Origin of the sequence: Pseudomonas sp. CP-1 (assembly GCF_021213715.1) — a bacterium.
GTDB lineage: Bacteria > Pseudomonadota > Gammaproteobacteria > Pseudomonadales > Pseudomonadaceae > Pseudomonas > Pseudomonas aeruginosa.
Genome location: NZ_JAJQKY010000016.1, coordinates 116,294 through 136,138 on the forward strand (window position 1 = coordinate 116,294; position 19,845 = coordinate 136,138).

Here is a 19,845-nt window from a genome sequence, read left to right on the forward strand (position 1 = left end):
TTTAAAGCCTTGTTTCGCTCGCAGCGCAATCCGAAGGCATAACTGGAACCCTCGATGAAGACACCCTCTCCCGCCGACAGCGACACCCTTGTGCAGGACGCCGCGCATTGGTGCATGCGCCTGCACGCCGAGGACTTCTCCGAGGAAGAGCGTGGCGAGTTCCAGCGCTGGCTGGCAGCCGATCCCCGGCACGCCGCCGAATACGCAGAAATGGAGGAGATCTGGGCGCTCAGCGAACTGCTGCCGCGAACGCCGGCGCCCGAGCTTCGCAACCACGCCGCAACCCGCCCGTTCGGCCGTCGCCGCAGGGGCTGGAAGAGCCAGGCACGCGCCGCCGCCCTCGCCCTGCTTATGTTGCCGACGGCCGGCTACCTCGGCTGGCTGCAAGGCTGGATTCCTTCCAGCTACCAGCGCTACGAGGCCGAGGGCAACGTCAGGCATGCCGTTCTTCCCGACGGCAGCGAGGTCGAACTGGACCTCAATACGCAGCTGAGCTTCGCCAATTTCAAGGACATCCGCCGGGTTTCCCTGGACAGGGGCGAGGCCTACTTCCATGTCACCCACGACAGCGCGCACCCCTTCGTGGTCAAGGCCGGCAACGGCTCGATCACCGTCACCGGCACCCGCTTCAACGTCTGGAAGTACCAGGACAACGTGGTAGTCACCGTCACCGAGGGCTCGGTGAAGGTCCGCAGCGAAGGCTCGGGCAACGACAGCAGCCTGACTCCCGGCATGCAGGCCAGCTACTATCCGGGCCTGCTGCAACCGTTGGTCGAGGCCGTGGATACCCGCCAGACGCTAGCCTGGCGCGAGGGCCGCCTGGTACTCGACGACCTGCCCCTGTCCAAGGCCCTGCCGCTGATCAACCGCTACCTCGACGCTCCGCTGGTCCTGGGCGACAGGAGCGCTGCGAAACTGCGCATTGGCGGGATCTACAGCACCCGCGACATCCGCAGCCTGGTCGACGCCCTGCCGAAAGTCCTGCCCGTGGACCTGGAACATCGCGAGGACGGCAGCATCCGCATCAGCAGCCGTTACGCCCAGCTCTGAACCCAGGTTAAATTTAGCCGCCCTGGCCTCGTATATCTGGCAGTGCCCAGCCTGCCGATCCAGCGGCGGCGGTCTCTCCACGCACCGGCCGGATTCCCGAATGAGACGAACCCGTAGTACTCGTCGCGCACTGCTCGTCGCAGTCTGCCTCAGCCCCCTGATCGCCCTGGCCGCCTGGCAGGCCTATCCGTTCCGCAGCAACAGCTTCGATACCGTGAGCGTCAGCCGCGGCAGCATCGAGAGCAGCGTCTCGGCGCTCGGCACCCTGCAACCGCGGCGCTACGTCGACGTCGGCGCCCAGGCCTCCGGGCAGATCCGCAAGTTGCACGTCGAGGCCGGGGACGATGTGACGGAAGGCCAGTTGCTGGTCGAGATCGACCCCTCCACCCAGCAGGCCAAGGTCGATGCCGGCCGCTATTCGATCGAGATGCTCAAGGCCCAGCTGGCCGAGCAACGTGCCCAGTACACCCTCGCCCGCCAGCAGTACCAGCGCCAGCAGCGGCTGGCCGCCGGCGGCGCGACGCGTACCGAGGACGTGCAGAGCGCCCAGGCGCAGATGCTCGCCACCCAGGCGCGGATCGAGATGTACCAGGCGCAGATCCGCCAGGCCCAGGCCTCGTTGCGCAGCGACGAAGCCGAACTCGGCTATACCCGCATCTACGCGCCGATGTCCGGCACGGTGGTGGCGGTCGATGCGCGCGAAGGCCAGACCCTCAATGCCCAGCAGCAGACCCCGTTGATCCTGCGGATCGCCAAATTGTCGCCGATGACCGTCTGGGCCCAGGTTTCGGAAGCCGACATCGGCCGGGTCAAGCCCGGCATGCCGGCCTACTTCACGACCCTCAGCGGCGAAGGCCGGCGCTGGACCGGCAAGGTCCGGCAGATCCTCCCGGTGCCACCCAAGCCGCTGGACCAGAGCAACCAGGGCGGCGGCAGCCCCACCAGCGGCAGCGGCGGGCAGAGCGGCAGCGGCCGGGTGGTGCTGTATACCGTGCTGGTCGACGTGGACAACGGCGACCACCAACTGATGGCGGAAATGACCGCCCAGGTGTTCTTCGTCGCCGCCACCGCGGAAAACATCCTCACCGCGCCGGTCGCCGCCATTCATGACGACGGCAAGGGCGGCCAGGTCGCCTGGGTGGTCGGCAGCAACGGCAAGCCGCAGAGCCGCCAGATCAGGACCGGCATCAGCGACCGCCTGCGGGTACAGGTGCTTGCCGGCCTGGAGGAAGGCGACCGCCTGCTGATGGCCGCTCCCGACGGCAGCGACAGCTGATGGAAAACGCCACGCACCCCGTCCCCCTGATCGAACTGCGCGACATCCGCAAGCGCTACGGCGGCAATGGCACCCCGGAAGTCGAGGTACTCAAGGGCGTATCGCTGTCGATCCACGCCGGCGAGTTCGTCGCCATCGTCGGCGCCTCCGGCTCCGGCAAGTCGACCCTGATGAACATCCTCGGCTGCCTCGACCGGCCCAGCTCCGGCAGCTACCACTTCGCCGGCCACGACGTCGCCGAACTGGACAGCGACGAGCAGGCCTGGCTGCGCCGCGAGGCATTCGGCTTCGTGTTCCAGGGCTATCACCTGATCCCCTCCGCCTCGGCCCAGGAAAACGTCGAGATGCCGGCGATCTACGCCGGCACCCCGGCGAGCGAGCGGCACACCCGTGCGCGGGCCCTGCTCGAACGCCTGGGCCTGGCCGAGCGCACCGCCAACCGTCCGCACCAGTTGTCCGGCGGCCAGCAGCAGCGGGTGTCGATCGCCCGCGCGCTGATGAACGGCGGCCATATCATCCTCGCCGACGAACCCACCGGCGCCCTCGACAGCCACAGCGGCGCGGAAGTCATGGCGCTGCTCGACGAGCTGGCCAGCCAGGGCCACGTGGTGATCCTGATCACCCACGACCGCGACGTCGCAGCCCGCGCCAAGCGCATCATCGAGGTGCGCGACGGCGAGATCGTCAGCGACAGCGCCAACGACGAGCGCCCGGCGCACCCGAGCGCCGGCGTCGAGCGCCACCTGCAGGCCGACGATCTCAGCCAGCGCCTCGCCGAGGGCAGCAGCGAACCCTCGGGGGCCTGGCGCGCCGAACTGCTGGAGGCGGTGCGCGCCGCCTGGCGGGTGATGTGGATCAATCGGTTCCGCACCGCGCTGACCCTGCTCGGGATCATCATCGGCGTCGCCTCGGTGGTGGTCATGCTCGCCGTCGGCGAGGGCAGCAAGCGCCAGGTGATGGCGCAGATGGGCGCGTTCGGCTCGAACATCATCTATCTCAGCGGCTACTCGCCGAACCCGCGCGCGCCGATGGGCATCGTCAGCAGCGACGACGTCGCCGCCATCGCCACCCTGCCCCAGGTGAAGAAGGTCATGCCGGTGAACGGCGGCGAGCTGGTGGTGCGCTACGGCAACATCGACTACCACGCCTACGTCGGCGGCAACAACACCGACTTCCCGGAAATCCTCAACTGGCCGGTGGCCGAGGGCAGCTACTTCACCGAGCGCGACGAAGACGCCGCCACCACGGTCGCGGTGATCGGCTACAAGGTGCGCAAGAAGCTGTTCGGCAGCGCCAACCCGATCGGCCGCTACATCCTCATCGAGAACGTGCCGTTCCAGGTCATCGGCGTGCTCGCCGAGAAAGGCTCCAGCTCCGGCGACAAGGATGCCGACAACCGCATCGCCATCCCCTACTCCGCTGCCAGCATCCGCCTGTTCGGCACGCGCAACCCCGAGTACGTGATCATCGCCGCCGCCGACGCCCAGCGCGTGCACCAGGCCGAACGCGCCATCGACCAGTTGATGCTGCGCCTGCACCGCGGCCAGCGCGACTACGAGCTGACCAACAACGCGGCGATGATCCAGGCCGAGGCGAAGACCCAGAACACCCTGTCGCTGATGCTCGGCTCGATCGCCGCGATCTCCCTGCTGGTGGGCGGGATCGGCGTGATGAACATCATGCTCATGACCGTGCGCGAACGCACTCGCGAGATCGGCATCCGCATGGCCACCGGCGCCCGCCAGGGCGATATCCTCCGCCAGTTCCTCACCGAAGCGGCGATGCTCTCGGTGGTCGGCGGCCTGGCCGGGATCGCCCTGGCCCTGTGCATCGGCGGCGTGCTGCTGCTCGGCCAGGTCGCGGTGGCCTTTTCCCTGTCGGCCATCGTCGGCGCCTTCAGTTGCGCGCTGGTCACCGGACTGGTGTTCGGCTTCATGCCGGCGCGCAAGGCCGCCCAGCTGGACCCGGTGGCCGCCCTGGCCAGCCAATGACGGACATGTCCATGAAGAATCTTTCCCTGATTTCCGCCTGCCTGCTGCTCGGCGCCTGCGGCAGCACGCCGGCGCCCCTCGACAGCGGCCTGGCCGCGCCCCCTCAGTGGCGCTACCTGGCGGCCGGGCGCAGCGATGCCAGCGACATCCGCCAGTGGTGGAAGGCCTTCGGCGCGCCGGAACTGGACAGCCTGCTGCAACGCGCCCTGCTGAACAGCCAGGACCTCGGCGCAGCGGTGGCCCGCGTGCGCCAGGCCCAGGCCTCGGCGGTGATCGCCGGCGCGCCGTTGCTGCCGGAGCTGAATGCGACGCTCGGCGCCAGCCGGCAGAAACTCCTGCGCGACTCGGGCTACAGCGGTACCGACGCGACCTCCGACAACGATGCCGTCGACTCCTTCTCCGCCGGCCTCAGCGCCAGCTACGAAGTGGACTTCTGGGGCGGTCGCCGGGCTGCCTACCGCAGTGCCCTGGAAAGCCTCAAGGCCAGCGAGTACGACCGCGCCACGGTAGAGCTGACCCTGCTCTCCGGCGTCGCCAATAGCTACCTGCAGGTATTGGCGCTGCGCGAACAGCAGCGCATCGCCAGGCTCAACCTGGACAACGCCGAGCACGTCCTGCGCCTGGTGGAGACCCGCCATGCCGCGGGCTCGGCCACCGCCCTGGAGGTCGCCCAGCAGAGCAGCCTGGTCGCCAGCCAGCGCAAGCAGCTGCCGCTGCTCGAGCAGCAGGCCCATGAGGCGCTGATTACCCTGGCCACCCTGATCGGCGAGCCGGTGCAGGCGCTACAGGTGGCCGAGCGGCCTTTCGACAGCCTGCGCTGGCCGGAGACCGGAGCGGGCCTGCCGAGCGAACTGCTCGGTCGCCGTCCCGATATCGCCAACGCCGAAGCGCAACTGGCCGCGGCCCAGGCCGACGTGCAGGTGGCGCGCGCGGCGCTGTTCCCCAAGTTGACCCTGAGCGCCTCGCTGTCGTCCGGCGCCAACCGCGCCGCCGACACTTTCCGCAACCCCTATTACAACCTGGGCGCCAACCTGCTCGCCCCGATCTTCAACCACGGCCGCCTGCGCGCCGAGCGCGACCGCAGCCTGGCGCGCCAGGAAGAACTGCTGGAAACCTACCGCAAGGCGATCCTCACCGCCTTTGCCGACACCGAACGCTCGCTGAACAGCATCGACGGCCTCGACCGCCAGCTACACTGGCAGCAGCAGGAGCTGGAGCAGGCGCAGCGCGCCTTCGATCTCTCCGACAGCCGCTACCAGGCCGGCGCGGAAACCCTGCTGACGGTCCTCGAAACGCAACGCACGCTGTACGCGGCGCAGGATGCCGCCGTGCAACTGCGACTGGCCCGCCTGCAGGCCTCGGTCGGCCTGTACAAGGCCCTCGGCGGCGGCTGGCAGAGCGACCGCCAGGGTCTCGCGCGGAAAGACTGAGGCCCGCGTTGCGCGGGCCTCCTCCATCCTTACTCGCTCTTTCGCCGTTCAGCGCCTGAGCTGGTCGCGCGCCAGCTTCAGGTTGCGCGCGTACCAAGGCCGCCGCGGCGCACGCTTGAGCCAGCCGCTCAGTTGATCTTCTTCGCTGAAGATGATGCGCAAAGCCAGCTTCATGGTTTCCACGTCCAGCTCCACCGAGTTGCTGCTCGCCTGGACATCCGAAAGCCCGCATCCATGGGTCGCCGGGCCGAGCCAGGGATCGCCGACCTCGACCCATCGACCGGGCGCGAACCATTGGATGCCCTCCACTTCGCGGCGCTGCACTTCGCCAGGATGGAAACGCTCGTGGGCGCGATACCAGTCCTCGATGCGGTCGTCGATCCAGCCGTGGAACGACCAGAACACCGGATTCACATGGGAGGAAAACGGGTCGCCGAGGAAGTCGTTCTCCGGGCGGAACCAGCGCGGGGCAAAATCGGCCGGAAAACGGTCGGTCATGACCGGGGCGCCGTTGGAGGGGTCCCTCGTCACCGAGGCCCAGCGCATGTGCAGCCAGTCATGCATGCCCAGTTCCAGCTCCGAACCGAACTGGCCGAGGGTCAACTTCGCCAGGTACGCCGGGTCCTGGTACTGCGATTCCCAGACCAGGAAATTGGCATGGTAGGCCTCGGCGCTTTTCAGGCCATGCAGCCACTCGCTGTACTCGTCGTCATCCACTGCCACCCAGGCCGGAGGCACGGAAAACCCGTCCGGATTGTCGAAGTAACGGATGAAGCCGGGACGATCGTACTCCAGCGGCACCACAGGTCGCGGCAGACGCTCCCAGGACGGCAGGTCCTGCATGGAACGCGCGGTATGCAGCATGTGCCGGTGCATGAAAAAGAAGTCGATACCCGAGGCGTTGCGATCCTTGCGTGGCCCTCGCGCATCGCGTTCGCGGTCCAGCGGGCCGGGCTGCCAACCGACTCCGCGCAACGCATTGCGTTGTTTTTCCGAAAGCCGATGCCATTTGTCCCGCGAAGCGTGCCATAGCTGGTGGAACAGTCGGTGCTGCGGCGACACCAGCCAACCGAGAAGTTTCTCGTTGAGCACGATGCGCTCATGGGCCAGGGGGAAGTGACGCTTTACCGCAACGAAACGAAAATCCTCGTTCGGCGACAGCGGCGAACGCTCCAGGCGCTGTATGCGTCCGCTCAGAGTTCCGTCGCCCGCGTTCGCATAGTCTGCCCAGACCTCGTCGAACACCGCCGAGCAATCGTGAGTCGGTGCCACGGAACCGCTCGCCTGGTCCACCAAACGCCAGCGGATGCTTGCAGAACTGGCTCCGAGCAAGTCGCCAAGCACACGAAAGCGCGGCGGCTCCGCCGCGAGGAGACGTTCAGGAGTATCCAGGTAGCCAATCAGGCCGCGTCCCTTGGGTGCCACGTCCAGCACCAGTTGCAAGCCCTCCCGAGGCAGCCCGGGCAGTTCGGCATCACCGCCTACCAGGCGCAGATCCCATAGACCGCGCAGGCGGTCGCCCAGTCGTATGCCATCGGTAGCCGCCAGGTCGAGCGAAGCCTCGTCAGGCGTCTGCGGCTCCTCTTCGCGGGTCAGATGACGATGTGTGTAGTAAGCCACCGGCAGCGCCGCCGCCCCGGTAAGGGCCAGGCCCGCCATGAATCCGCGTCGAGAAACCGTCATCGTCCTACCTGTATCAACCGTGAAGCTCGCTTTATCCAGCTAGAACGTTCCTTCCGTCGGCAAATTTACCGCCCACATGCCGTTCCACAGGCAACTCGACAATCCCTCCCGCGGCGCTAAATTTTCCCGCTCCGGCCTCGTCCCACCCTGACAGGTGAGTCCGCTTCGGCAGACGCTCATCCGCGCTTTCGATCTCGAACCTGACTGGGACGGCAATGACTAGAACACGCACACGCAAGGCCCTCTACCTCGGCTTGCCGATCTTCCTCATCCTCGTCGGCGGCGGCCTGCTGGCCTGGAAGACCTTCGGCCCGAGCGAAGCGGGCTACCCGCGCAAGGTCATGAAGCACGCCGAGGAGTTGCATGAGCGCATCCTCTCCTTCGATAGCCGGATCACCATCCCGCCGGACTTCGGCACCGAAGGCAACGAGTTCGACAAGGACGGACCGAACCAGCTCGACCTGGTCAAGGCGGGCCGCGGGCGCCTGTCCGGCGCTGCCCTGGCGATCTTCGGCTGGCCGGAGATGTGGAACGGCCCGAACGCGCCACACAAGCCGACCCCGGGATTCGTCGACGAGGCTCGTCACCAGCAGGAAATTCGTTACAAGATTCTCACCGGCATGGTCCGCGACTTCCCCAACCAGGTCGGCATCGCCTACTCCCCCGAGGACTTCCGCCGCCTGGCCATGGAAGGCAAGTTCGCCATCGTCATGAGCATGCTCAACGCCTACCCGCTGGGCGACGACCTGTCCCAGCTGGACAAATGGGCCGCCCGCGGCGTGCGCATGTTCGGCTTCAATTATGTCGGCAACAACGACTGGTCCGACTCTTCCCGTCCCTTGCCGTTCTTCAACGACACGGCGGATGCCCTGGGCGGCCTCTCCCCGCTAGGCAAGCAGGCGGTCGAACGGCTCAACGATCTCGGGGTGATCATCGACGTCTCGCAGATGTCGACCAAGGCCCTGGAACAGGTCGCCGCCCTCAGCCGCGCGCCCATCGTCGCCTCGCACTCCGCGCCGCGTGCCCTGGTGGACATCAAGCGCAACCTCAGCGACCACGAGATGCAACTGATCAAGGACAGCGGCGGCGTGATCCAGGTGGTCGGCTTCCCCGCCTACCTGCGTCCGCTGAGCAAACCGACCCTGGACAAGCTCAACGCCCTGCGCGCGCGCTTCGACCTGCCACCCCTGGAAGGCCTGGACTATGCGCTGATGCCGGGCGATCCGATCATCACCATCTGGCCGGAACAACGCTTCGGTGAATACGCCAGCGCCCTCTACGGCATCCTGGAGGAGGAGCCCAAGGCCGGCCTCAAGGAACTGGTGGACGCCATCGACTACACGGTGAAGAAGGTCGGCATCGACCACGTGGGCATCAGCTCGGACTTCAACGACGGTGGCGGCGTGGACGGCTGGAAGGATGTCAGCGAAATCCGCAACGTCACTGCCGAACTGATCACCCGCGGTTATTCCGATGCCGACATCGCCAAGCTCTGGGGAGGCAACTTCCTGCGCGCCTGGGGCGAAGTGCAAAAACGCGCCAAGCCGACAGCTACCCCCTGACCACGCCGCAACGGACCTCCCGATGAACGACCGTCGTACCTTTCTCAAGCAGGCCGGCATTCTCGCCGCCGGCCTGCCGCTGCTTTCCGCTGCCCAGTCGCTCCGCGCCGAAGGCGCACCGAGCGACGCCGGCAATAAGTGGAAAGCGCTGCGCCAGCAATTCGATCTCGACCCGCAGTATCTGCACTTCGCCAACTTCCTCCTCACCTCACACCCTCGGCCGGTGCGGGAGGCCATCGAGCGCCTGCGGGTCCGCTTCGACCGCAACCCGGGCGAAGCGGTGGACTGGCATCGCGAGGAAATCTGGAAATACGAGGACGAGGCTCGCGCCTGGGCAGGTCGCTACTTCGCCGTGCAACCTGGCCAGGTGGCGCTCACCGGCAGCACCACCGACGGCCTGGCGGCGATCTACGGCGGCCTGCTGGTGCAGCCGGGCAAGGAGATCCTGACCTCCTCCCACGAGCACTACTCCACCTACACCACCCTGGAATACCGGCACAAGCGCATGGGTACCCAGGTCCGCGAGTTCCCGCTGTTCAAGGACCCGCATCGGGTTTCCGCCGACGAGATCCTGTCCAGCATCGCCGCTCAGATCCGCCCGCAGACCCGGGTGCTGGGCATGACCTGGGTGCAGTCGGGCAGCGGCGTGAAGCTGCCGATCCGCGAGATCGGCAAGCTGGTGCGCGAACTCAACCAGAAGCGCGACGAACAGGACCGGATCATCTACGTGGTCGACGGCGTGCATGGTTTCGGCGTGGAAGACGTCAGCTTCGCCGACTTCGACTGCGACTACTTCATCGCCGGCACCCACAAGTGGCTGTTCGGTCCGCGTGGCACCGGGGTCATCATCGCCCGCTCGGAACAGCTCCAGGAGCACCTGGTGCCGAGCATCCCGACCTTCTCCCGCGCCGACAACTTCGGCACCCTGATGACCCCTGGCGGCTACCACGCCTTCGAACATCGCCTGGCCCTGGGCACGGCCTTCGAGCTGCACCTGCAGTTGGGCAAGGCCGAGGTCCAGGCGCGTATCCACCAGCTCAACGCCTACCTCAAGCAGCGCCTGGGCGAGCATCCCAAGGTCCGCCTGGTCACGCCAACCAGCCCCGAGCTGTCCTCGGGCTTCACCTTCTTCCGCGTCGAAGGCCGCGATTGCGAGGCGGTCGCCAAACACCTGATGGCGCACCGGGTAATCAGCGACGCCGTGGATCGCGATGTCGGCCCGGTGGTGCGCCTGGCGCCGAGCCTGCTGAACGACGAGGCGGAGATCGACCGGGTGCTGGAAATCCTCGCCCCGCAACTCGCCTGACCCCTTTCGCCACTCAACGAGAACCGCCATGCACGCATTATCGCCCCTGGCCCTGGCCGCACTGATCGTCGCCACCGCCCCCGCCTTCGCCGACGAAGCGAAGAAGCCCGGCACGGTGTTCAAGGATTGCAAGGACTGCCCGGAGATGGTCGTACTGCCCGCCGGCAGTTTCACCATGGGCACTCCGGACGACGAGGTCGGCCGCCAGCCCGACGAGGGCCCGCTGCACGACGTGACCTTCGCCAAGCCGTTCGCCATCAGCCGCTACCAGGTCACCGCCGGCGAACTGGACGCCTACCTGAAGGCCACCGGCGTCAAGCTGGCCGACGGCGATACCCGCCCCGGCCGCGAATGCATCGCCGGCAAGCCGCGCTACCAGCAAGGCCCTCGCCAGCCGGCGGTATGCGTCGACTACAACGACGTGAAGAACTACGCCGCCTGGCTGTCAAAGAAGACCGGCAAACACTACCGCATGCTCAGCGAGGCCGAGCGCGAGTACGGCGCCCGCGCCGGCAGCGCCGGCCCCTTCCCCTTCCCGTTCGACGAAGGCAAGGAATACAGCATCGCCAAGCACGCCAACACCTACGGCGCCAGCGATGGCTACAACTTCACCTCGCCGGTGGGCAGCTTCCCGCCCAACGCCTTCGGCGTCTACGACATGCACGGCAACGTCTACGAGTGGGTCGCCGATTGCTGGCACGACCACTACAACGGCGCGCCGAGCGACGGCAGCGCGTGGATGGAGGACAAGTGCGAGCTGGTGCAGATCCGCGGCAACGACTGGGGCGAGCCGCCGATCTTCTCGCGCTCGGGCAACCGCAACAATGCGGCCCCCAGCGACCGCGGCGACTGGATCGGCTTCCGCGTGGCGCGCGAACTCTGATTCAGAATGAAGAAGGCCGGAGCGACGACACCGCTCCGGCCTTTTCGAACCCCTCGAAGGAACCGGGTTCAGAGCTTCTCGGCGAGCAGCGCCAGCCCTTCGTGCAAGGCCGGGAACAGGCTGTTGTTGAAGTTGTTCCAGCGCAGCTCGAGGATGGTGTCGTCGGGTGAAATCTCCGTTTTCAGCACATCATGGAACACTTCGCCGGAATCGATGCCATTGTCCACATAGTGGAACGATGCTCCGGTCCAGTACAGCGGCTCGACCGCGACCTTTTCCATGGTCGCCCAATCCACCACCTTCTCGCCCCGCGCTCCATACAACGCGTCCAGGGTCGCATAGGCGCCACGACGCTCGTAAGGCGAGTCCTCGCGCGTCACGCCAGGATGGATATTCATGATCCGCCGTGCGAACGGAGCGCCCGGGCGTACCAGCTCATCGAGGATGACCAGGAGCCCGTCCAATACCACCACATCGGCGCCCAGCTCCACCAGGGTGTCATGCAGGCGTCGCTCGAAATCGCTCTTGCCGGCCACATGCTCGGGGGTACCCCGCGGGTACCGGCGGTAGGTGGACGGCACGCTGAGCAAGAGGTCGTTCAGGGTCTTGCCTTGCACCTGCAGGTCTGCCGGATAGAACCATTGCTGCCCGGGACGATAGGCGAAACCGTAATCCTTGATTTTTCCCTGGTCGCGAGGCAGCTCCGCGTCGTCGTCGTAGATCACGCCCACGAGCTCGTAGGCATCGCCCAGCGCAGTCTGGTTCAGCGCCTCCACCAAGGACTCCAGTACCGACTTCATGTACCGCTGTTCGCCCTTGTACGGCACGTACTGGCCGGCCTTGTCGGCCGCGGCGTTTCTCAGGGACCAGATATAGGCCAGTTTCCTTTTCGTCATTTCATCATTCCCAGGAGTGGATCGAGCGCCAGAGGAAGGCAGCGCCATGTCGAGTCGAAGCGCGCGTCGTCCTGCGACGGGCGGGCGCGACACCTCTTCCTGATCTGCAACGAACGGCATCGCCTGCAATTTACGTGGAAGAACCTACGCCTCGCCGAACGCCGCTAAATACCGGGCATCCTGCTTCGTCTGTCTGCAAGGAGGCCGAGACGGGTGACGCATGCTCCTGGAGCCGGTCGCCGTCCGCATTCGCAGTGCCGCAACGAAAGCCTGCGCCAGGCCACCCCACTCAACCGTCCCATGCCTACCGGCCCAGCCGGGAGCGGCCATGGAACGATCCTGGGACCCCACCGACCTAGTACATCCGGGAAGCAACTATGACCAATCCCAAGCGCGGCGCCATTCGCGAACTGCTCGCCCTGCTCAGGCCCTTTCGAGCGATCGTGGCCGTCTCCATAGCACTGGGCATGGCCGGCGGCCTTGCCATCACCCTGCTGCTGGCCAGCATCAACAACGCCTTGCACTCGGAAAACGGCCTCGGCCAAGGCGTACTGCTGTCGTTCGGCGGACTCTGCCTGCTGGCATTGGTCAGTTCGATCGTCTCCGACATCGGTACCAGCTACGTCGGCCAACACATCATCGCGAAGCTGCGCAAGGAACTCGGCGAGAAAGTCCTCTCGGCGCCCATCGAGCAGATCGAGCGCTACCGGACCCACCGTCTCATTCCGGTACTGACACACGACATTGACACCATCAGCGACTTCTCCTTTTCCTTCACCCCACTGGCCATAGCCCTGACCATCACTTTCGGCTGCCTGGGTTACCTCGCCTACCTATCGGTCCCGATGTTCCTGCTGACAGTCGTCGCCATCGTCATCGGCACGGCAGCCCAGTACCTGGCGCGCTCCCGCGGTTTCAAAGGGTTCTATGCCGCCCGCGATCTCGAAGACGAATTGCAGAAGCACTACACCGCCATCGCTTCGGGCGCGAAGGAACTGCGCATCCACCGCCCCCGTCGCTATCGCATGCACACCGGCCGCATCAGCGAAACCGCGAACAACATCCGCGACCTCCACATCAGCTCCATCAATATATTCATCCTGGCCAAGACCTTCGGCTCGATGCTGTTCTTCGTGGTGATCGGTCTGGCGCTTACGCTCCAGGCCTACTGGCCTTCGTCCAATCCGGCCGCCATCACTGGCTTCGTGATGGTCCTGCTGTACATGAAGGGACCACTCGAACAGGTGGTGACCATCCTTCCCATCGTCAGCCGCGCCCAGGTCGCCTTCCAGCGGGTCGCCGAACTTTCCGAGCGTTTTTCCTCTCCCGAACCCCATCTTCTGCTCAGCGAACAGGAGGCCCCGGACAAGACCGTCGACAGCCTGGAACTGCGCGACGTTCGCTACAGCCCCCCCGCCGTCGAAGGCAGCGAACCGTTCCATCTGGGCCCTATCAATCTGCGTATCGCCCAAGGTGACATCGTCTTCATCGTCGGCGAGAACGGCTGCGGCAAGACGACCCTGATCAAGCTGCTGCTCGGCCTCTATCGCCCGCAGTCCGGCGAGATCCTTCTCAACGGAGAACCGGTCAGCGCGGAGACCCGCGACGATTACCGCCAGCTCTTCAGCACCATCTTCGCCGACTACTACCTCTTCGACGACCTGGTCCAGGGCAAGCAGGCTTCGTTGCAGAACGCGACCCAATATCTGCAACGCCTGGAAATCGCCCACAAGGTCAGCGTCATGGACGGCAACTTCAGCACCACCGATCTCTCCACCGGGCAGCGCAAGCGCCTTGCGCTGATCAATGCCTGGCTCGAAGAGCGGCCGGTCCTGGTCTTCGACGAATGGGCCGCAGACCAGGACCCGGCTTTCCGCAGGGTCTTCTACACCGAACTGTTGCCGGACCTGAAGCGCCAGGGCAAGACCATCATCGTGATCAGCCACGATGATCGCTATTTCGAAATGGCGGACCAGTTGATAAGGCTCTCGGCAGGCAAGGTCGTCAAGGAAACCGAGACGGCGTGAAACTTTTTCATCCGGTTTTCCGTGGGTAAAACGTCATACTAAGAGAATTGAGAAGCGATCTCATTTGTTCGCAACTTGCCAACCTAAGAAGAGCAATCACCCATGCCAGCACCACACGGTCTCAGTCCTCTGAGTAAGGCGTTTTTGATGCGCCGTGCCTTCCAACGCAGGATGCTTCCCCACTCGCTCGCCATGGCCCTGAGCCTGCCGCTGGCGGGATATGTCCAGGCGCAGGAAATCGAGTTCGACATCCCTCCCCAGGCGCTGGGCAGCGCACTCCAGGAGTTCGGCCGCCAGGCGGATATCCAGGTGCTGTATCGCCCGGAAGAGGTCCGGAACAAGCGTAGCAGTGCGATCAAGGGCAAGCTTGAGCCGAACCAGGCGATTACCGAGCTGCTTCGTGGCACCGGCGCATCGGTGGACTTCCAGGGCAATGCGATAACCATCAGCGTCGCCGAGGCGGCGGACAGCAGCGTCGATCTCGGCGCCACCATGATCACCTCCAACCAGTTGGGCACCATCACCGAGGACAGCGGCTCCTATACGCCAGGCACTATCGCCACGGCGACCCGCCTGGTCCTGACTCCGCGCGAGACGCCCCAGTCGATCACCGTGGTCACCCGCCAGAACATGGACGACTTCGGCCTCAACAATATCGACGACGTCATGCGCCATACGCCGGGCATCACCGTCTCGGCCTACGACACTGACCGCAACAACTACTATGCCCGCGGCTTCTCGATCAACAACTTCCAGTACGACGGGATTCCCTCGACGGCCCGCAACGTCGGCTACTCCGCGGGCAATACGCTCAGTGACATGGCCATCTACGACCGGGTGGAAGTACTCAAGGGGGCGACCGGCCTGCTCACCGGTGCGGGGTCCCTCGGCGCCACGATCAACCTGATCCGCAAGAAACCTACCCATGAATTCAAGGGCCATGTCGAACTGGGCGCGGGCAGTTGGGACAATTACCGCTCCGAACTGGACGTCAGCGGCCCGCTGACCGAGTCCGGCAACGTCCGCGGCCGGGCGGTAGCCGCCTACCAGGACAAGCACTCGTTCATGGATCACTACGAGCGCAAAACCAGCGTCTATTACGGCATCCTCGAGTTCGATCTGAATCCCGACACCATGCTTACCGTCGGCGCCGACTATCAGGACAACGATCCCAAGGGATCGGGCTGGTCGGGCAGCTTCCCGCTCTTCGACAGCCAGGGCAACCGCAACGACGTCTCCCGCTCCTTCAACAACGGAGCCAAGTGGAGCAGTTGGGAGCAGTACACCCGCACCGTCTTCGCCAACCTCGAGCACAATTTCGCCAACGGCTGGGTCGGCAAGGTGCAGCTCGATCACAAGATCAACGGCTACCACGCGCCCCTCGGCGCGATCATGGGCGACTGGCCGGCACCGGACAACAGCGCCAAGATCGTTGCGCAGAAGTACACCGGCGAAACCAAGAGCAACTCGCTGGATATCTATCTCACCGGCCCCTTCCAGTTCCTCGGTCGCGAGCACGAGCTGGTGGTCGGCACCTCGGCTTCCTTCTCCCACTGGGAGGGCAAGAGCTACTGGAACCTGCGCAACTACGACAACACCACCGACGACTTCATCAACTGGGACGGCGATATAGGCAAGCCCGATTGGGGTACCCCCTCCCAGTACATCGATGACAAGACCCGCCAGTTGGGCAGCTACATGACCGCCCGCTTCAATGTGACCGATGACCTGAACCTGTTCCTAGGTGGACGCGTGGTCGACTACCGGGTAACCGGCCTGAATCCGACCATTCGCGAGTCCGGACGCTTCATTCCCTACGTCGGCGCGGTCTACGACCTGAACGATACCTACTCCGTCTACGCCAGCTATACCGACATCTTCATGCCGCAGGACAGTTGGTATCGCGACAGCAGCAACAAACTGCTCGAACCCGACGAAGGCCAGAACTACGAGATCGGCATCAAGGGCGAATATCTCGACGGACGACTCAATACCAGTCTCGCCTACTTCGAGATTCATGAGGAAAACCGCGCGGAGGAAGACGCCCTCTACAACAGCAAACCGACCAACCCCGCCATCACCTACGCCTACAAGGGCATCAAGGCCAAGACCAAGGGCTACGAGGCGGAAATCTCGGGTGAACTGGCGCCAGGCTGGCAGGTTCAGGCTGGCTATACCCACAAGATCATTCGCGACGACAGTGGCAAGAAGGTTTCCACCTGGGAGCCTCAGGACCAGTTGAGCCTCTACACCAGCTACAAGTTCAAGGGCGCCCTGGACAAGCTCACGGTCGGCGGCGGCGCCCGCTGGCAGGGCAAGAGCTGGCAGATGGTCTACAACAATCCCCGCAGCCGCTGGGAAAAGTTCTCCCAGGAAGACTACTGGCTGGTGGACCTGATGGCCCGCTACCAGATCACCGACAAGCTGTCGGCCAGCGTCAACGTCAACAACGTCTTCGACAAGACCTACTACACCAACATCGGTTTCTACACCTCGGCATCCTATGGCGATCCACGGAACCTGATGTTCAGCACTCGCTGGGACTTCTGAGCCCGGCTGCGAAAAAGAACGCCCCGCAATGCGGGGCGTTCTGCTTCTCGGCTACCCCACGCGCCCCATCGCCGAAGACGCCTGTCGGCACGACACCAAATGATTCCTGTACAGAAACAAAGAGCCCGCCTGAAGGCGGGCTTTGAACGGAACGGACCTGAGATCAGCGCCCGGCATACTCCAGGGCGGCCCGGAAGCTCTGCACAAACTCAGGGTGGTCGATGATCTTGTCGTGCCGGGTATCCAGCACCCGCACCGGTTCGACACGCTCAGCCCCGATCGCCTCGGCCATCGAGCGCTCCACCGCGCTCCGCTGGATGGCATTGGTGCTGCGCGCGGCCCACCAGAGGCTGACCTTCGCCGTCAGACGCGGGTAATCCATCGCTTTCAGGCGCTCGTCGAGGATCTGTTTCAACTCCCAGGACACTTCCAGTTCGTTGCTCTGTGCGATTTCGCTGCGCAGTGTCGCGAACTCGGCGCCGATCTCCGCTTCCGCCCAGTCGCTCATCCTCGTCCAGCGCTGCTCATCGTCCGTCGTGGCGGAGCAGATCGATGACCAGGCCCGTTCGATATGCTCGGCCCGCTCCGGAAACATGACACCGAGCAGTTCCACCCGCATCTCGCCCACGGATAGGTTCGGGACTGCCTCCGGCGTCGGCCCGATCTCGTTCCAGAACGCTTCGACCCTCACCGGTGCCGGCGCATCGATCCAGCCGACGAATGCCACCTGCCGCCCACGCTGCTCCAGCCGGGCCGCGACATCCATCGCCAGGTTGCCGCCGAGCGACCATCCCGCCAGGTTGAAAACCCCTTCGGGGTGCTCCTGCAGCAATTGCTCGGCGTATTCCGCAACCATATCGTCCCACTCCGGCACCTCGCGACCAGCGCCCAGCAGGGCACGGCAGACAACACCCTTGACCGGATGACGATCCCGCAGCGCCATGGCGAGGGTCTTGTAACAGTGCACAGAGCCGAAACTCGGATGGAACATGAACAGCGGCGAACCTTCGCGCCTGCCGTTGAGCGGCACCAGCAACGACTCACGCGCCTGCCCCTCGATGCATGCCGCCTGTTCCGCGACGCTGGCATGGGTCATCAGTTGGCTGATGCTCAGCGTAGCCTGGCAGGTATCGCCGATCCGCTCCTTGAGCATCAGCAGCAACAATGAGTGACCGCCCAGTTCGAAGAAGTTGTCGTCCAGGCCAACCCGTTCCACTCCCAGGATCTCCGCCCAGATCGCTGCGATGCGCTGCTCCAGCTCGCTACCGGGCGCTCGANATCGGACACGATGTGGTGCTGGACCAGCACCAGTACATGGTCGTCCTCGGCCAGTTGCAACAGGTTCACCCGCAGCAGCGGCCCCCGTTCCAGGTCGAATGGCTGCACAACGATGGCCTGTATCCGTTCGATCAGGCCTTCTTCACCGAACTGTTCCCGCTCGATGGAAACGCTAACCGCAGGTTGTACCTGCTGGTACGAACGCCCTCCCTCCAGCCGGAAGCGGGTACGCAAGGTTTCATGCCGCGCGACCAGGCTGTCGAAGCTGCGTTGCAAGGCATCCACGTCCAGCCGCCCGCGTAGGCGCAAGGCACTCGGAATATGGTAGGCCGCGCTTTCCGGCTCCAGTTGCCAGAGGAACCACTGACGCTCCTGAGCGAAGGACAGTGCCAACGGTTGCTGCCGATCGGCAAGCGGTATCGTCGAGACCGCATCCGTCGTGCGTTCCAATCCCTGGGCGAACGCTTCCAGAACCGGCCGCTCGAACAACGCCTTCAGGCTTGCGTCCAACTGCTGCTCCTGGCGAACCCGAGAAATCACCCGGGTAGCCAGCAACGAATGACCGCCCAGTTCGAAGAAGTTGTCGTCCAGGCCGACCCGTTCCACTCCCAGGATCTCCGACCAGATCGCTGCGATGCGCTGCTCCAGCTCGCTACCGGGCGCTCGATAGGCCTGTTGCGACAGGCTCGCATCCGGTTGCGGCAACGCCTGCCGGTCGAGCTTGCCATTGACCGTCAGCGGCATCCGCTCCAGCAGCATCAGGTGCGCCGGCACCATGTAGTCCGGCAGGTGCCGCTTCAGCGACTCCCGCAGCGACTCCCGCAGACGCTCGGCATCCTCCGCCGAGTCCGCCACCACGTATCCCGCCAGTTGCGTGCCGCCGACCCCGTCATGGGCCAGCACCACGGCATCGCGTACCCCGGCCAGACCGGCGAGCGCCGCTTCGATCTCGCCCAGTTCGATACGGAAGCCACGAACCTTCACCTGGTGGTCGATACGCCCGATGTACTCGATATTGCCATCCGCCTGGAACCGTGCCAGNGCGAGCGCCGCTTCGATCTCGCCCAGTTCGATACGGAAGCCACGAACCTTCACCTGGTGGTCGATACGCCCGATGTACTCGATATTGCCATCCGCCTGGAACCGTGCCAGGTCGCCGGTACGGTACAGCCGCTCGCCGGCGCCGCCGGGGAACGGGTTCGGCACGAAGCGGGTGGCACTCAACCCGGCCCGCCTCAGGTAGCCGCGTGCCAGCCCGGCGCGACCGATGTACAGCTCGCCCACCGCGCCGCGCGGCACCGGGTTCAGGTCACGGTCGAGGATGTACCAGGACAGGTCCGGGATGGTCCCGCCAATCGGACTGACCAGGCCACCTTCCAGGTCGGCCTCGCTCACCGGACGGTAGGTTACGTGCACCGTGGTCTCGGTGATGCCGTACATGTTCACCAGTTGCGGCTGGCGATCGCCGAAGCGCTGGAACCACGGCCGCAGGCTCTGCAGATCCAGCGCCTCGCCACCGAAGATCACGTAGCGCAGCGCCGGCTGCTGCGTCGCCATGTCGGCGGAACAGGCCACCGCCATCAGTTGCTTGAACGCCGACGGCGTCTGGTTGAGCACCGTCACGCCTTCGCGGCACAGCAGACGGTAGAAGTCTTCCGGCGAACGGCTCACCCATTGCGGCACGATCACCAGGCGCCCGCCATAGAGCAGCGCGCCGAAGATTTCCCAGACCGAGAAATCGAAGGCGTAGGAATGGAACAACGTCCACACGTCCCGCTCGTCGAAGCCGAACCAGGCCTCGGTGGCGCTGAACAGGCGCAGCGCGTTGCGATGGGTGAGCAACGTGCCCTTGGGCTTGCCGGTCGAGCCCGAGGTATAGATCACGTAGGCCAGGTTGTCCGCCGATAGCGTCG

The 19,845-nt window shown here is 65.1% G+C and carries 11 protein-coding genes and 2 pseudogenes; 9 read left to right on the top strand and 4 right to left on the bottom strand.

Annotated features, from left to right (window positions below):
- Nucleotides 1-54 precede the first annotated feature (54 nt).
- The 4 genes from fpvR (at nucleotide 55) to ompQ (ending at nucleotide 5,747) form a co-directional block, all read left to right on the top strand.
- A complete protein-coding gene (fpvR, locus tag LT948_RS25410) occupies nucleotides 55-1,050 on the top strand; it encodes a pyoverdine signaling pathway anti-sigma factor FpvR (RefSeq protein ID WP_003139296.1) in 996 nt (331 codons plus the stop codon).
- A 100-nt stretch (nucleotides 1,051-1,150) separates the two neighbouring features.
- Nucleotides 1,151-2,326 (top strand): pyoverdine export/recycling transporter periplasmic adaptor subunit PvdR, encoded by a 1,176-nt coding sequence (gene pvdR / locus LT948_RS25415; protein ID WP_003089547.1) that lies wholly within the window; start codon nucleotides 1,151-1,153, stop codon nucleotides 2,324-2,326.
- On the top strand, nucleotides 2,326-4,317 hold the full coding sequence (gene pvdT / locus LT948_RS25420) for a pyoverdine export/recycling transporter ATP-binding/permease subunit PvdT (protein ID WP_003122682.1): 1,992 nt from the start codon (nucleotides 2,326-2,328) through the stop codon (nucleotides 4,315-4,317). The genes pvdR and pvdT overlap by 1 nt, the downstream gene beginning before the upstream one ends.
- Before the next feature lie 5 nt (nucleotides 4,318-4,322).
- A complete protein-coding gene (gene ompQ / locus LT948_RS25425; protein ID WP_012614140.1) occupies nucleotides 4,323-5,747 on the top strand; it encodes a pyoverdine export/recycling transporter outer membrane subunit OmpQ in 1,425 nt (474 codons plus the stop codon).
- A gap of 48 nt (nucleotides 5,748-5,795) precedes the next feature.
- On the opposite strand, the gene pvdP is transcribed toward ompQ, so the two are convergent.
- A complete protein-coding gene (pvdP, locus tag LT948_RS25430) occupies nucleotides 5,796-7,430 on the bottom strand; it encodes a pyoverdine maturation tyrosinase PvdP (protein ID WP_003139293.1) in 1,635 nt (544 codons plus the stop codon).
- A 215-nt stretch (nucleotides 7,431-7,645) separates the two neighbouring features.
- Between pvdP and pvdM the strand changes: the two genes are divergently transcribed.
- Genes pvdM through pvdO form a run of 3 tightly spaced genes read left to right on the top strand, consistent with a single transcriptional unit; the run spans nucleotide 7,646 to nucleotide 11,181 of the window.
- On the top strand, nucleotides 7,646-8,992 hold the full coding sequence (gene pvdM / locus LT948_RS25435) for a pyoverdine-tailoring dipeptidase-like protein PvdM (protein ID WP_003103610.1): 1,347 nt from the start codon (nucleotides 7,646-7,648) through the stop codon (nucleotides 8,990-8,992).
- 22 nt (nucleotides 8,993-9,014) lie between these two features.
- A complete protein-coding gene (pvdN, locus tag LT948_RS25440; protein ID WP_003122677.1) occupies nucleotides 9,015-10,298 on the top strand; it encodes a pyoverdine-tailoring periplasmic protein PvdN in 1,284 nt (427 codons plus the stop codon).
- A 28-nt stretch (nucleotides 10,299-10,326) separates the two neighbouring features.
- Nucleotides 10,327-11,181, top strand: a complete 855-nt coding sequence (gene pvdO / locus LT948_RS25445; protein WP_003103606.1) for a dihydropyoverdine dehydrogenase — start codon at nucleotides 10,327-10,329, stop codon at nucleotides 11,179-11,181.
- Nucleotides 11,182-11,249: 68 nt separating this feature from the next.
- On the opposite strand, the gene pvdF is transcribed toward pvdO, so the two are convergent.
- A complete protein-coding gene (gene pvdF / locus LT948_RS25450) occupies nucleotides 11,250-12,077 on the bottom strand; it encodes a pyoverdine biosynthesis hydroxyornithine transformylase PvdF (protein ID WP_003114501.1) in 828 nt (275 codons plus the stop codon).
- A gap of 377 nt (nucleotides 12,078-12,454) precedes the next feature.
- Between pvdF and pvdE the strand changes: the two genes are divergently transcribed.
- Complete coding sequence (pvdE, locus tag LT948_RS25455) at nucleotides 12,455-14,104, top strand: pyoverdine export ABC transporter PvdE (protein ID WP_003103601.1); 1,650 nt, start codon at nucleotides 12,455-12,457, stop codon at nucleotides 14,102-14,104.
- Nucleotides 14,105-14,206: 102 nt separating this feature from the next.
- The gene (gene fpvA, locus LT948_RS25460) at nucleotides 14,207-16,654 is read left to right on the top strand and encodes a ferripyoverdine/pyocin S3 receptor FpvA (protein ID WP_003139291.1); all 2,448 of its coding nucleotides are present in this window, start codon (nucleotides 14,207-14,209) and stop codon (nucleotides 16,652-16,654) included.
- 163 nt (nucleotides 16,655-16,817) lie between these two features.
- Here the strand turns inward: fpvA and LT948_RS33390 are convergent.
- Both LT948_RS33390 and LT948_RS33395 read right to left on the bottom strand, forming a co-directional pair.
- A pseudogene (locus LT948_RS33390) lies at nucleotides 16,818-17,930 on the bottom strand (alpha/beta fold hydrolase); the annotation flags it as partial.
- Between the two features lie 2 nt (nucleotides 17,931-17,932).
- Nucleotides 17,933-19,845: pseudogene (locus tag LT948_RS33395) on the bottom strand (amino acid adenylation domain-containing protein); the annotation flags it as partial.